The organism is Streptomyces sp. NPDC097640 (assembly GCF_040302705.1).
In the GTDB taxonomy this organism is placed as follows: domain Bacteria; phylum Actinomycetota; class Actinomycetes; order Streptomycetales; family Streptomycetaceae; genus Streptomyces.
Window position 1 is genome coordinate 77,368 of record NZ_JBEOSB010000020.1, and the last position, 13,997, is coordinate 91,364.

General features: G+C 73.1%; 10 protein-coding genes. 4 read left to right on the plus strand and 6 right to left on the minus strand.

What is annotated here, in order from left to right:
* Positions 1 to 54: 54 nt before the first annotated feature.
* The 4 genes from ABTY62_RS28955 to ABTY62_RS28970 all read right to left on the minus strand — a co-directional run bounded on the left by ABTY62_RS28955 (position 55) and on the right by ABTY62_RS28970 (position 5,355).
* Positions 55 to 1,272, minus strand: a complete 1,218-nt coding sequence (locus ABTY62_RS28955; protein WP_352132350.1) for a transglycosylase family protein — start codon at positions 1,270 to 1,272, stop codon at positions 55 to 57.
* A 2,111-nt stretch (positions 1,273 to 3,383) separates the two neighbouring features.
* Complete coding sequence (locus ABTY62_RS28960; protein ID WP_352132351.1) at positions 3,384 to 4,208, minus strand: SAM-dependent methyltransferase; 825 nt, start codon at positions 4,206 to 4,208, stop codon at positions 3,384 to 3,386.
* A gap of 49 nt (positions 4,209 to 4,257) precedes the next feature.
* Positions 4,258 to 4,494, minus strand: a complete 237-nt coding sequence (locus ABTY62_RS28965) for a DUF397 domain-containing protein (RefSeq protein ID WP_311725411.1) — start codon at positions 4,492 to 4,494, stop codon at positions 4,258 to 4,260.
* Positions 4,495 to 5,355: a Sco1979 family transcriptional regulator gene (locus tag ABTY62_RS28970; protein ID WP_352132352.1), complete on the minus strand. Its 861-nt coding sequence runs from the start codon at positions 5,353 to 5,355 to the stop codon at positions 4,495 to 4,497. It lies immediately after the preceding gene.
* 128 nt (positions 5,356 to 5,483) lie between these two features.
* Here ABTY62_RS28970 and ABTY62_RS28975 point away from each other — a divergent pair, with 128 nt between their 5' ends.
* Positions 5,484 to 5,888: a hypothetical protein gene (locus ABTY62_RS28975; protein WP_352132353.1), complete on the plus strand. Its 405-nt coding sequence runs from the start codon at positions 5,484 to 5,486 to the stop codon at positions 5,886 to 5,888.
* Positions 5,889 to 5,987: 99 nt separating this feature from the next.
* On the opposite strand, the gene ABTY62_RS28980 is transcribed toward ABTY62_RS28975, so the two are convergent.
* Positions 5,988 to 7,952 carry a pyridoxal phosphate-dependent aminotransferase gene (locus tag ABTY62_RS28980; protein WP_352132354.1) on the minus strand — a complete coding sequence of 655 codons (1,965 nt, stop codon included), beginning with the start codon at positions 7,950 to 7,952 and terminating at the stop codon, positions 5,988 to 5,990.
* A 150-nt stretch (positions 7,953 to 8,102) separates the two neighbouring features.
* On the minus strand, positions 8,103 to 10,391 hold the full coding sequence (locus ABTY62_RS28985) for an ATP-binding protein (protein ID WP_352132355.1): 2,289 nt from the start codon (positions 10,389 to 10,391) through the stop codon (positions 8,103 to 8,105).
* Positions 10,392 to 10,669: 278 nt separating this feature from the next.
* Here ABTY62_RS28985 and ABTY62_RS28990 point away from each other — a divergent pair, with 278 nt between their 5' ends.
* The 3 genes from ABTY62_RS28990 to ABTY62_RS29000 all read left to right on the plus strand — a co-directional run bounded on the left by ABTY62_RS28990 (position 10,670) and on the right by ABTY62_RS29000 (position 13,871).
* Positions 10,670 to 12,880, plus strand: a complete 2,211-nt coding sequence (locus ABTY62_RS28990) for an ATP-binding protein (protein ID WP_352132356.1) — start codon at positions 10,670 to 10,672, stop codon at positions 12,878 to 12,880.
* 311 nt (positions 12,881 to 13,191) lie between these two features.
* Entirely contained in the window at positions 13,192 to 13,386 is a 195-nt protein-coding gene (locus ABTY62_RS28995; RefSeq protein WP_311725417.1) for a DUF5999 family protein, read from the plus strand.
* Positions 13,383 to 13,871 carry an ATP-binding protein gene (locus tag ABTY62_RS29000; RefSeq protein ID WP_352132357.1) on the plus strand — a complete coding sequence of 163 codons (489 nt, stop codon included), beginning with the start codon at positions 13,383 to 13,385 and terminating at the stop codon, positions 13,869 to 13,871. Before ABTY62_RS28995 ends, ABTY62_RS29000 begins: the two co-directional genes overlap by 4 nt.
* The last annotated feature ends 126 nt before the right edge of the window (positions 13,872 to 13,997 follow it).

The following is a 13,997-nucleotide window of genomic DNA, read 5'->3' on the forward strand; positions in this document are numbered from 1 at the left end:
GCCGCCCGGCCCCCTCCGCCGGGCGGCCTCCCCGATCGCCGGTCCGGCCGGTCGTCAGACGATGACTCCGCGCGAGCGCAGATAGGCGACGGGGTCGACGTCCGAGCCGTAGCGCGGACCGGTGCGCACCTCGAAGTGGAGGTGCGGTCCGGTGGCGTTGCCGGTGGCCCCGGAGCGGCCGATCCGCCGGCCGGTGTCCACCGACTGTCCGGGGCGCACCGCCAGCGAGGACAGGTGCGCGTACTGGGTGTAGAGGCCGTCGTGGTGCCGGATCACCACCTCGTAGCCGTAGGAGCCGCCCCAGCCCGCGGTCACCACGACGCCCGGGGCGGCGGAGCGCACCCCGGTGCCGAGGGGCACCACGAAGTCCACCCCGGTGTGGTGGCCGCCCGCCCAGCGGGGTCCGCGGACGCCATAGGAGGTGCCGAGCGGCCCGCTGACCGGGGCCACATGGGCGCGCCGGGCGGCGGGCCGCCGGGCGCCGTGGGCCGAGGTGCCGGACGCCGTGGCCCCCGCCTTGCCGGTCTTGTGGTGGCTGTCGGACGCCGGACGTGGCTGCTTCGCCTGCGGCCGTTTCCCGTGGGCCGCCGCGGTGCGTGCCTGGCCGGAGCGGGAGGGGAAGGCGAGCCGCTGACCGGGAAAGATCATGTCCGGGTCGGGGCCGACGGTGCGCCGGTTGGCGCGGTAGAGCGCCTTCCAGCCGCCACTCACGGACTCGCGCAGCGCGATGCGGGACAGCGTGTCCCCGGCCCTCACCCGGTACGGGCCGGAGCCGGTGGCGTGCCGCCGCGGGGCGGCCGAGTGGTGGCGGGAGCCGGTGGACTTGCGGGACCCGGCGGAGTGGCCGGAGTGGCCGGAGCTGCCACGGCCGGTGCCGGCCGCGGGCCGGCTGTCGCGGGTCAGCCGCCCCCGGACCGAGCAGACCGGCCAGGCGCCGGGACCCTGGTGGCGCAGCACCGCCTCGGCCACGGCGATCTGCTGGGCCCGGGTGGCGAGGTCGGCCCGGGAGGCGTACTTGGCTCCGCCGAACGCCTCCCAGGTGTGCTGGGAGAACTGGAGACCGCCGTAGTAGCCGTTGCCGGTGTTGATGTCCCAGTCGCCGCCGCTCTCGCATGCGGCGACCTTGTCCCAGGTGTCCGAGGGGGCCGCGGTGGCCACTTCGGCGCCCAGGAACGGCAGGACGAGTCCCACGCTGCCCACGGTGAGGGCGGCGCAGAGGGGCGAGACCCGGCTGGTTGGTGCGGAACGGCGGTGACTTCGTCGTTGGGCCATGGGCCTGTTCCTCTCCCGAGCTTTCACTCGCCCACCGGCTGCCCCGGCGGGCTGTACGAGTACCGCAGCCGGGGGCCGCAGGTCACAAGGCGCAGGGGGCCGCACGGACCGCCGCGCGCCGTCGGGTGCCACCCCCGCGGCAGCTGATGTCCCGTCAGCCGTGGGCCGCAAGGCGCGTGGAGGCCGGGGGGCGCACGGCTCGGCCCGGCGCGGGCCGCGGCCTGGACGCCGAGGGGGGGCCGGGCGGGCCGTGCCCGGCGCGGCGGTGGAGGCCCGGACCGTCCGGGGCCCGGCGGGAAATGATTCTTTCCCGGAGCGCGCCGGGCCGGCTAATCCGCGCGATTGCCCTTTCCCCGCCCCATCGGTACCGCCGGCCTCGGGGAGAGGCGAAATACGCCCGGTGAGGGGGCCGGGGCGGCGCCGGGCCGGGACCCGGCCGCCGCCCGGAATCCGCCGGCCCGCGGGCCGCCCCCGGTCACCGGGCCGGCCGTAGGGGGGCCGGCCGGGAGGTCGGCGGAAAAGCACGAACGCCCTGGCCTGGTCCGCCTGTTGGGGGCGGGAGAGAAGCGGGACAGAGAAGAACGGGGGGAGAAGGGGAGAAGAAGAACGGATGGGCCATGAGACTGGGGGCGGTCCGGTCCGGGCCCTCGCCCGGCCGTGATCCTCGGACGACGCCGCACGCGAGAACGGGCCTTGGCCCTGTTTTGACGCGGTGTCATCGAGTCGCGGCGGAGGGTATATCGAGATCGGGTCCGGCGCTCACTCGTTCTGTCCCGGACGGATGCATTTGCGGTCCTGGGCGCGGGGTTCGAACCGGGGCCCGGACCTTGGCACGCGGTTCCGGTACGAGGCGGGTCGTATATCGAAGCGGTCCGGAACCGTCCCTTCCTGAACTATCCCGGTACGAAGCCGTGGTGCGGAGGTGCTTCGTCCGGTCCACGGGCATGGGGCCGCGCCTCTCGCAGGGCCGGACGTGCCTGGACGCCGTGCGCGGACCCGCTCCTTCCTGGGGGTATGGACCCGCGCCACGCCGTACGGGGCTGCCGTCACGGGCCCGGGCGCCCAGGTGGGGCTGTGGCCGGAGCGGCGGGGCCCGATTTCGGCGTCGTCCGTGGTCCGTCCCTTCTCATCCGTATCGATTTGCGACTTCGCCGAGTGCGGACGCAGATGCAGAGGCGGACGCAGACGCGGAGCCCCGGTCCCCGACGTGGGATGGAGCGTCCCGTCGACCGGTTCCTTACCGCCCGTAGGGATTTGCGGCTCCTGGTGCGGGGTTCGGCCCCCGGGCCGGGCATGCTACGGAGACGGAACCCGCAGCTGCGCGGCCGGGCCGTAAAATCGACCTTGTCCCTGAACCGTCTCTTCTCGGCCGCGGCGATATCCGCTGCGCCCGCGGTGCCCGCGGCCGGACCGGCGCCGGTCCGAAGCCCGCCGTCGTGCGGCGTGGTCGCAAAACGAGGCCGTCCGCGAGAGTCGGGATAGGGAAAGATCCGCTGTACGGCCGCGCTTCTCCCGAAAAGGCGTGCGTCGCCCGGGGTGTTGGAAACTGGCGGAGAATCAGGCGGTCCGTGTATAGCGGGATGCGTGCCGCCGCGCATACCATGTCAATCACATCGACTTCCTCCGCAGACCGCCCGCCGGGGCGGCTTGTGAATAATCAACTCTCCCCGTCGGCCAGTCGGGGCCCCGGAGGGCATCACCGCCCTCTTTATCCGGGCCCCGTCCGCCAGTGAGCGGGAAGGGCCCGTAACCGGGCCCGCACCGCCGGGAGAGCGCAGCGTGCCTACGGCGTACGGAGGTCGCCGCCGCGCGGCGCCGTACGTGAAGTGTCGTATGCGTGCCTACGCCATGCCGCTGGACGCCTCACCCGGGGGCGCACGGTGCGCCGGGGCGTGCCGCCGACCGCCTGTCGGGCACCGGGCAGGGCGGCTGTCTCCGCGATGTACGCCCCGTTCCCGACCTCTGCGGCCGCCGAACCCGCCGTAGACCAGTGGCACTTGGCGAGGCGGCGACCACCGTCGAAGGCCGGCCCGGGGCCACCGCGGACACTCGCCCGCCACCTCGCGGGGCGGCGGGCAGGTGTCGCCTCGAGGGCCGCCACCGGCCCCGGCTCAGGGCTTGCGAGCCATGCCCGCGTAGACCGTGACCGGCGGGTCGTCGGGCGCCAGCTCCTCCGTCTCGGCGTCCGGCCGCCAGTGCGACACCAGGACGGGCGCCGGGCCGACGGGCTCCAGGCCGTGGAAGAACCTGGCGACCTCCGCCCGGGTGCGTGGCCGCAGGGTCACCCCGCCCTCGCGGTACAGGGCCACGACCCGCTCCGCCTCCTCCTCGCTGCCGTCGGCGGTGGCGTGCGAGAACACGAGGTGGCTGCCCGGGGCGAGCGCGTCGATCAGGCCGCGCACCAGGTCGTAGGCGCCCTGCTCGTCCGGGATGAAGTGCATGAGCGAGATGAGGGACAGGGCCACCGGGCGGTCCAGATCGAGCACCTCGGCGGCGAGGTCGACGATCTTCCCCGGCTCGCGCACATCGGCCTCGAGGTAGTGGGTGGCGCCCTCCGGTGTGCTGCGCAGCAGGGCCTCGGCGTGGCGCAGCACGATCGGGTCGTTGTCCGTGTAGACCACGCGGGAGTCGGGGGCTATCCGCTGAGCCACCTGGTGGAGGTTGGGCTCGGTGGGGATTCCGGTGCCGATGTCGAGGAACTGGCGGGTGCCGGCGCGGGCGAGCCACTCGGTGGCGCGGTGCATGAACAGGCGGTTGACTTTGGCGGAGGTGGCGACGGTGGGGTCGATGTCCAGGATCTGTACGGCCAGTTGCTCATCGACCGGGTAGTTGTTCTTGCCGCCGAGGATGTAGTCGTAGACACGGGCCGGATGCGGCCTGCTGGTGTCGATTCTGGTGAGCCCGGATTCGGGTCCGGGCACTGACGGTGCTGACATCGGGCGCTCCATGGGGGTCGGCGCGGGTGGGTCGGGAGATGCGGGTGCGTCAGGAGACCAGGAAGTCGGCCTTGCCGGCCTTGGCGCCCTGGATGAAGGCGATGATCTCGCTGCGGGTGTAGATCAGCGCCGGGCCCTCCGGATCGGTGGACTGACGGAGTGCGACCCGGCCGTCGTCCAGCTTCCTGGCCTCGACGCAGTTGCCGCCGTTGCCACCGCTCCACGGCTTGTGCCAGCCCTCGTTGCCGAGGTCGGCCGCGCGCATGCCGTTGTAAATGCGATCCATTCAGAGCTCCTTGCGGAAATCGCGGAGGATTTCCTTTGTGCGTCGTGCGGTTGCCGCCTGGGCCGCCATGCGGTCCAGGACCTCCAGGTGCGAGGCCACCTCGACACGTTCGTCGAGGTAAACGGCGCCGGTCAGGTACTCGACATAGACCATGTCCGGCAGTTCGGGTACAGCGAAGCGGAACAGGACGAAGGGCCCGTAGGTGCCCGGGTGGTGGCCCGAGGCGAACTCCGCGATCTGTAGCGTGACGTTCGGCCGCTCGGTGGCCGCCAGCAGCCGCTCGACCTGCCGCCGCATGACCTCGGGGGTGCCGACGGGCCGGCGCAGCACGGTCTCGTCCATCACCACCCACAGATGCGGGGCGTCCTCGCGGGTGAGCAGCGCCTGGCGCTCCATGCGCAGGGCGACGTGCCGCTCGGCCTCCTCGGCTTCGACCTGGCCGACGGCGCCGGTGCGCATGATGGCCCGGGCGTAGTCCTCGGTCTGGAGCAGGCCGGGGACGAAGTGCGGCTCATAGGCGCGGATGACCGCTGCCGCGCCCTCGAGGCTGACATGCACGCTGAACCAGTCCGGCAGGATGTCGTGGAACCGCTGCCACCAGCCGGGCCGGTTGGCCTCCTCGGTCAGGGTGATGAACGACTGGGCCTCGTCGCCGGTGACGCCGTAGGCGTCCAACAGCATCCGCACATACGGGATCTTCAGTGCGACCTCGGCGGTCTCCATCCTGCGGATGGTGGCGGCGGCCACGTGGAGCACCTTGGCGGCCTCCTCGCGCCTGAGACCCGCTCTCTCGCGCAGATCCCGCAGACGCTTGCCCAGGACGACCTGGCCCACGGTCGGGGCGGACCGCGGTTCACTCACTTCTACCTCCCGCAGCTGATGCCCGAAGTGTGTCATGCCCTGAATGGAGCGGACACACTGCACTTGCGACTCTGCACTTTTCAGAGTGCCTCTTGCCAAGTGCACAAGGCGTTACGCATAGTGGCGTCGTGATCCCGTCAACTCACGCGGCGCCGCCCAGGCCCCGCTGCCGACGGCGTCTGGAGCTGCCGCCCACGCTGTTCGCCGACGCCGGATACGACGCCGTCGCCCTGCCGGAGCGGCATGGGCGTCAAGTCATGGAGCTGCTGCCCCGGTCGGGCTGTGTGTATTCCGCTGCCGGACGGTGGTGGTGGATCGTCCCGCCACGGTCGGACTGCGGGCTCAACTGGCCCGCGATGGCCCTGTATTCGGTCGGCGCGGTGGTGACCGGCGGATCGTGGCGGGCGGACCCGGAGGACGAGGCGCCCCGGCTGATCCACCGGCCCGAGGGCACCGTGCCGTACACCCACCCGCTGGTGCTGCACATCGCGGTGTGCGCGGTCGCCGGGATCCCCCCGACCTGGCCCGGCTAGGCCCGCCTGGCCGGCCCGGCTGGGTCCGGCCAGGTTCTGTCGGCTAGCTTCTGTCGGCCCCGACGGGCCCCGGGACGGATCCCGGGGCCGTGTCGGCCGTCATGCCCCGCTGTCGGTCTGGAGATACGCGGCCGGGCGGGGATAGCGGCGCAGGGCGCCCCCGCCCCCGCCGGGCGGGTCGTCGCTGTCCATGGACGGCCGCGCCGGGGCCCGAGTGGCCGGAGCCGGATCCGGGGCGGGGGCCGGGTCGGCGACCACCGTCGGCATGTAGATGAGGGTGTCGTCCATCGACGAGCGGTCCGCCGCGACGGCCGCCGGGTCCGGCGCGTACACCGTCATCCGCCCGCCCGTGGGCGGCTGTTGAGCGGTCTGCGCGGGCTGGGCAGGCTGCATGGCCTGTGCGGGCTGCATCGTCTGTGCGGGCTGCGGCCCGCTCTGCTGGGCCGGCTGCTGGAGGGCCTGCTGCATGGCCTGGAGCCGGGCGTACGCGCCCGTCGCCTGCTGGGCCTGAGGGGCCGCCTGGAAGGTCTGGGTGAGCTGTGGCTGCGGCGTGGGCTGGAGGGCCTGCCAGGACGGCACCTGGCCGGCGGGGGTGTACGCGGCGGGGGCCAGCTCGGCCATCGGCTGCGCCTGGGGCTGGGGATAGGCCGCGGGCATCGCCTGCTGCCCCGCGTACAACCCATAGCCGTCCTGGACGGGCTGGACGGGCTGGAGCGGGGTGGCGGGGTAGAGCGCGGGCTGCGGCGTCTGCACGGACTGGAGAAGCTGCTGAAGCTCGGACTGCGGCTGCGGCAGCGCGTACGACGTCTGCTGCGGCAGAGCGTATGAGGGCTGCTGCGGCAGGGCGTACGACGGCTGCTGCTCCACCATGTAGGACGGCTGCTCCAGCAGGTAGGAGGGCTGCTGGTCCAGGGAGGGCTGCGGGGCGTACCAGGCCGTGCCGTACAGCACCGTGCTCAGCCCGGTCAGCAGCCGCTGCACATCGGGCTGGGAGCGCACCACCAGCCGCATGAACTGGCTGCTGCTGCCGAGCTTGTTGCCGCATTCGCGGACCAGCACGCCGTGTTCGGACAGCAGCCGGTCGCGCACCTGGGCGCCGTCGGCACCCTCCGGGAGCTTGACGAACACGAAGTTGCCCTGGGACGGGTAGACCGTCAGCCCGGGCAGGTTGGCCAGCTGGGCGGTCATATCGTGTCGGTCGCGGCTGAGCATGCGCAGGCTCTGCGCGTACTCCGGCTGGTATCGCTTCAGCATGAAGACGATGACCTCGGCGAAGGAATTGAGATTCCATTTCGGCAACCGGGAGCGGATCTGGACGGCGAGCGCCGGATTGGCGACCAGGTAGCCGAAACGGACCCCGTGCAGGCCGAAGTTCTTTCCGAGGCTGCGCAGCACGATGACATTGGGCCGCAGCACCGCCTCGTCCACCACGCTCGGATACGCCTCGGCGTCGGCGAACTCCAGGAAGGACTCGTCGATGACGACCAGATCGAGGTCCGCGAGGGCGTCCATCATGGAGACGACGGCCTGCCGGGACAGCAGCCCGCCGTCGGGGTTGTTCGGGTTGCAGATCACCGCGACCCGCGAGCCCCGGGCCCTGACGAAGGAGACGAAGGCGTCCGGGTCGAGCCGGAAGCCGTCCATCTCCGGGAGCTGGAACATGTCGACCCGCTTGCCGGTCTCCATCGGCTGGTCGGTCCACCGGCCGAAGGTGGGGATCGGCACCGCCAGGCTCTCCTTGACCAGCAGGTGGTCGATCCAGGTGATGAGCTCGGTCGAGCCGTTGCCCATCGCCATGGTCTGCGGCTGGAGCCCCAGCAGACTGGCCAGTTCGGCGGTGATGGTGTCCGCCGAGCTCGGGTAGTACGTGAGGATGTCCCGCAGCCGGACCGCCAGCACCGCGAACATGGCGGGCGTGGGGAAGTACGGGTTGCAGGGGATGCAGAAGTCGACGACGTCCTGGCCCACTCCCGCGCGGGAGAGGGAGAAGTAGGACGGGCTGTGGTTGGTGCCACGGAACAGTTCCGTGGCATTACCGGAATTGCCGACTGCGGCAACAGTCACAGCAGGACCTCCTCGGTCACGGGGCCGTGCGGACACGACCGTTGCTGCTCTGTCTCCAGAGCCTGCTGCATGATCCCTCAAACGTCACTCTGCTGAGGATTTTCGTGGGGTGTTTGAGAAGTTCGGGACAGGGGAACAAGTGGGCGGTTATCATTCCGCCTCAAAATCGTGTTCGGTTCGATGCTGTCCGGCCACCCAGACTGCCACCTGAGCCCGGGAGTTGAACCCGAGTTTGCTCAGAATGCGCTCGATATGGCCCTCGGCGGTGCGCTGGGCGATCACCAGCGCGGCCGCGATCTCCTTGTTGCTCAGCCCCTGGGCGACCAGTCGCGCGATCTCGGTCTCGCGCGGCGTCAGCGGCGAGGGCTGTTCGGCCTCCGCGGCCGGGGCCCGGGCGGGCAGCTGATCCAGGAGCGCGTATGTGAGCGCCTCGTCGTAGGAGAGCCGGATGCCCTCCTTGACCGCCGCCTGGAACGCCTGCTTGCCCAGGGCCCGCTGGGTGTCCGCCGCGCAGGCCTCGTGGTAGCGGATGAGATGTCCGTACCCCGACAGCGGGGCGCCGATGCTCTGCCAGATGGTGCGCAGGGCGCCCAATATCCTGGCGGCCCGCTGGTATCCCTTCTGCGAGGCCGAGATCCAGGCCAGCACCTCCAGGTTGACCCCGACTCCCAGCGGGTCGTCCAGTGAGCGGTTGAAGGTCAGGCTCTCCCGCTCCAGGGCGGCCGCGCGTTCGTGGTCGCCCTGGCGCCACACCTCGACGCCGAGCGCCATCGTCGCGTACGCGCGGTGCCAGCCCTCCCCGTACGCGTCGCACACCGCCAGCGACTCCTCGCCCAGCGCGATGGCGCGCGGCGAGTCGCCCAGGAAGGAGTGGGTCAGGGAGAGCCGGATGAGCGCGAGCGCCAGCCCCACCGGGTCGTCGGCGGCGCGATGGCGCACCACCGCCTCCTCGTAGAGCCCGATCGCCGACTCGGGGTCGTCCCGGCACATGGCGATCATCCCGGAGTAGAGCGCGACATAGCCGAGAACCGCGTCGCGGCCCAGCCGGACGCCGAGCGCCCGGCACTCCTCCAGCATGGCGGCGGCCGCCTCGATGTCGGTCTGGATGATGGCCAGCCAGCTGTCGGTCCACAGCGCGCGGGCGCGCGTCTCGGTGGGCTCGGCGCACAGGGCCAGGCCCCGGTCCAGCCAGCCGCGCCCCTCGGCGAGGTAGTAGCTGGTGATCCAGTGGTAGAGCAGGTCGGTCGCGATGCCGAGCCCGGCCGCGGCCTGCCCGGGCTCGGTGAAGCTGTACTCCAGCGCGGTGCGCAGATTGGCGTGCTCGCGCTGGAGCCGGGCGAACCACGACACCTGGGTGGGGCCGAACAGCTCCGCGCGGGCCGTGGCCGCCAGCCGCTGGTAGTAGTCCCGGTGGCGGCGCAGCCGCACCGGCTCCTCCCCGGCCGCCGAGAGCCGTTCCCGGCCGTAGTGGCGCAGTGTGTCCAGCATCCGGTAGCGGACCGCCTCCGGGTGGTCCTCCCGGATCAGCACCGACTTGTCCACCAGCCCGGCCACGAGGTCCAGCACGTCCTCGCGGTGGATGCCGTCCCCGCCGCACACCGCCTCGGCCGCGTCCAGGTCCAGGCTCCCGGCGAACACCGAGACCCGGGCCCACAGCAGCTGTTCTTTCTCGGTGCACAGGTCGTAGCTCCAGTCGACGAGCGCCCGCAGCGTCTGATGGCGCGGCAGGACGGCCCGCGAGCCCGTGGTGAGCAGCCGGAACCGGTCGTCCAGCCGGTCGAGCAACTGCTGTACGGACAGCGCCCGCAGCCGTACCGCCGCCAGCTCGATGCCCAGCGGGATGCCGTCCAGCTGGCGGCAGACCCGCTCCACCGCGTCCCGGTTGGTCTCGGTGACGGAGAACCCGGGCAGGATGGCGCCGGCCCGCTCCACGAACAGCCGCACCGCGTCGCACTGCGCCAGTGCCGCGGTGGACAGCCGGGGGCCCGTGGCGTCCGGCAGCGCCAGCGTCGGGACGGCCAGGGTCTGCTCGCCCGCGGTGCCCAGCGCCTGCCGGCTGGTGGCCAGGACGCGCAGCCGGGGGGCCTCGCGCAGCAGCCGGCCGGTGAGCAGGGCGCAGGCTTCTATCAGCTGTTCGCAGTTGTCGAGGAGGATCAGCGCCTGCTTGTCCCGCAGATGGTCGACCAGGGCCTCGACCGCGGGCCGGGAGGAGTGGTCCCGCAGCTCCAGGGCCTCGCTGACGCTCTGCGGCAGCAGCCCGGGGTCGGCCAGCGCGGCCAGCTCGACCAGCCACACCCCGTCCGGGAACGCGCGGCGCGCGTCCTCGGCCACCCGCAGCGCCAGCCGGGTCTTGCCGACCCCGCCCACGCCGGTCAGGGTCACCAGCCGTGAGGCGGACAGCAGCCGCTTGACCTCGGCCGCCTCGTGCCGACGCCCCACGAAACTCGTCACCTCGGCCGGCAGCCTTCCGGTGTGCCGACCGTTCGAGGTGCCTGATGCCACCGCGCTCATGGATGCCTCGAACCAGTCCCGGCCGCCGGGTCTCCTTCTCGGGCCATCGGGCCGGGCCCGACGCTTCCAGGCTATGCCTGGCCTCTTGGGGGCGCGCGGGTCGGGGGCGGAATGGGGAGAATGGTGGTAATGCGCCATTTGGAGTCGTGTGGGGAGTGCAGGCCGGCGGCCGGAGGCGGTGGCAGGACGGAAGCGAAGGACATCGCATGACGGCGACGCGTGACGAGGGCGGGCGCCGCGGCGGGGCCGGGCCCGCCCGCGAGCCGGGAGCGGCCGGTGCGGCGGTGTCGGCCGGTGCGTCCGGGCTGGTCGGCCGGGCGGGCGAGCTGTCCGAGGCCCGGCGGCTGCTCGGGCGTACGCGGCTGCTCACCCTCACCGGCGTCGCGGGGGTCGGCAAGACCCGGCTGGCGTTCGGCGTGGCCGATCTGGTGCGCGGGGACTTCCCGGACGGCGTGTGGACGGTCGAGCTCGCCGCGCTGGAGGACCAGAGCCTGCTCCCGCAGACCGTCGCGGGCGCGGTGGGGCTGCGGGACCAGGCCGCGCGGTCCGCGGTGGAGCTGCTCGGGGATCATCTGAGCGGCAAGCGGGCGCTGCTGCTCCTCGACAACTGCGAGCACCTGGTGGAATCCTGCGCGTGGCTCGTCGACGGCCTGCTGCGGCGCGCCCCCCGGCTGTGCGTGCTGGCCACCAGCCGTGAGCCGCTGCGGGTGCAGGGGGAGACGGTCCTGTGGGTGCCCTCCCTGCCCGTGCCCGAGCCGCACCGGCGGCACCGCCCGGAGGCGCTGGCACGCTGCCCGGCGGTGGAGCTCTTCGTGGCCCGCGCGGTGCGGGCCTCGCCCTCGTTCACCCTCGGCCCGCACAACGCCGACACCGTGGCCCTGCTGTGCGAGCGGCTGGACGGACTCCCGCTGGCCATCGAGCTGGCCGCCGCCGTACTGCGGACCCTCGACCCCGAGCAGGTGCTGGACCGGATGGACCGGTGCCTGGAGCCCGCTGCGGAGGAGGCCGGGGCAGCGGAGCCCGCGGCGGGGGAAGCCGCCCCTGCCCGGGCCCGCCACGAGACCCTGGGCGCGGCCGTCGACTGGAGCTTCGACCTGTGCTCCCCGGGCGAGCGGGCCCTGTGGCCCCGGGTGTCGGTGTTCGCCGGGGACTTCGACCTGCGGGCGGCGGAGGAGATCTGCTCCGGCGACGGCCTGGCCCGCGAGGACGTGCTCGATCTGGTGACCGGGCTGGTCGACAAGTCGGTTCTGGTGCGGGAGGAGCGGGGCGGCCGGGTCCGCTACCGGCTGCTGGAGACGATCCGCAAGTACGGCCGGGCGCGGCTGGCCGGATACGGGCAGGCCGCGGCGCTGCGGCGGCGCCACCGCGACTGGTACCGCGACCTGGTGCGCGAGGCCGAGGAGGAGTGGCTCACCCCGCGCCAGGAGGAGTGGCTCACCCGGCTGCGCGGCGAGATCGCGAACCTCCGCGCGGCCCTGGAGTTCTGCTGCGCCGAGCCCGGCGAGGCCCGCGCCGGTCTGGAGATCGCCGCTGGGCTGTGGCCCCACTGGATCTGCGGCGGCAGCCTCGGCGAGGGCCGCCACTGGCTCGGCCAGGCGCTGTGGCTCGCGCCCGAGGGCGGCGAGGCCCGTGGCAAGGCCTTGTGGGTGGACGCGTGGCTCGCGACGCTCCAGGGGGACACGGCCGCGGCGCTGCCCCGGCTCGACGAGTGCCGGGACCTGGCCCTCCGGCTCGGGCACGAGCCCACCCTGATCCGCGCCACCCAGCACCGGGGCGGCCTCGCGCTGTACGAGGGCGACTTCCCCCGGGCGATCCGCCTCATCGAGAAGGCGCTGGAGGGCCACCGCGCGGCCGGTGACCGCAACGGCGTCATGAGCGCCCTCTACCAGCTGACCATGGCCTGCTCCCTGTACGGCGACGCCCGGGCCTCGGCCTTCGGCGAGGAGTGCCTGGCGCTGTGCGAGGCCGGCGGGGCCCAGTGGGCCCGCTCCTACGCGCTGTGGGCGCTGGGCCTGCACACCTGGCGCCGCGGCGACCGGCGGCGCGCCACCTCCCTGGTGCGGGGCGCCCTGCGCACCCGGTGGGCGGTGCGCGACAGGTGGGGGATGGCGCTGTGCCTGGAGTTGCTGGCCTGGATCGCGGCCTTCGGCGGAGAGTCCGGGCACGGCGCGCGGCTGCTCGGCGCGGCGGACGAGATGTGGAGCTCCCTGGGCGCCTCGCCCTCGGGGTTCCGGCACCTGGCCGCCGTGCACGACGAGGTCGCCGTCCGGCTGCGCGCCGACCTGGGCGGCGCCGCGTACGCCGCCGCGTACCGGGCGGGGACGCGGCTGACGGACGACGAGGCCGCGGCCGCCGCGCTCCACGCCCCCCACCGGCCCCGCCCCCGCGGCCGCCGCGCGGCCTCGGCCGGCGCGTGAGTCCGGCGGCGGGCGCCGGCGAGTGAGCCGAAGGGGCGCGCCGCCCGCGCCGGAGGCGCTGATGTGCACCGTGAAAGGGAGAGCGCGCGGAGGCCCTGAGGAACGAAGGGCCGAGCACGGTCGACCGTCGACAGGGGCTGAGGCGCCCCGGAGGCGAACCGAGCCCTAAAAGGAGGCGACCGAGCCCCGAAAGACCACTCAGGTACCCATGCGGGGATTTCTCCCCTCCCCGGGGGATGTCCCCGGACGCATGCTGAATGTCTCGATTCCGGATTCCGCCGGAAGTCGGCGGAAGATCGAAGGCCCGAGCCATGTGTGACCACCAGCCTCCCTGCCCGCCCGCCGAAGCCACTGATCACGATTCGGCGCGTCTCGTGGCAACCCACCCCGAGCAGGGGTGGAGCCTCCTGTGCAACGGTGTGGTGATCTTCGCGGACACGGGTGAACTGCTCCCCGACGGACGCGTCGTCCCCGCCCCCCGTACCTCCCCGGACCAGACCGCATGACGAATGCACCCACCGTGGCCCTCGCGCCACCGCCCGGCACCCTCCGGCGGCCGGCGCGGCGTGGAGCCCGCGCCGCCGACCGGGGGGTGTCCTGGGTGCTGCCGTCCCATCCCTCCTCGGTGTCCACCGCCCGGCGGCTGGTGCTGTCGCAGCTGGCCGTATGGGCGCTCGCAGGCCCGGCGGACGATGCGGAACTGCTGGTGAGCGAGGTTGTCACCAACGCGCTGCGCTACACCGGGGGGCAGGTGCGGCTGACGCTGTGCCTGTGCCCCGCGGAGGACGCGCTGCGCTGTGAGGTGGAGGACGCCGACCCCACGCCCCCGTGTGCCCGTGAGGCCTGCGAGGACGACGAGGGGGGCCGGGGCCTCTACATGATCGACCTGCTGGCCCGCTGCTGGGGCAGCCAGCGGACGGGCTCGGGCAAGACGGTGTGGTTCGAGCTGCACATCCGCCCCGGCGCCGAGGGACACCCCGACGCCCCCTGATCAACAACGACATGTGACCCTCGACGAAAGGAGATGCCATCGGACGGTACAGCGCAAACACGCACTCCGTGATGCCGAATGGCCCGGGGACCGGAGGTGAGTGCCCTCCACCGCGACTTCCGGCCC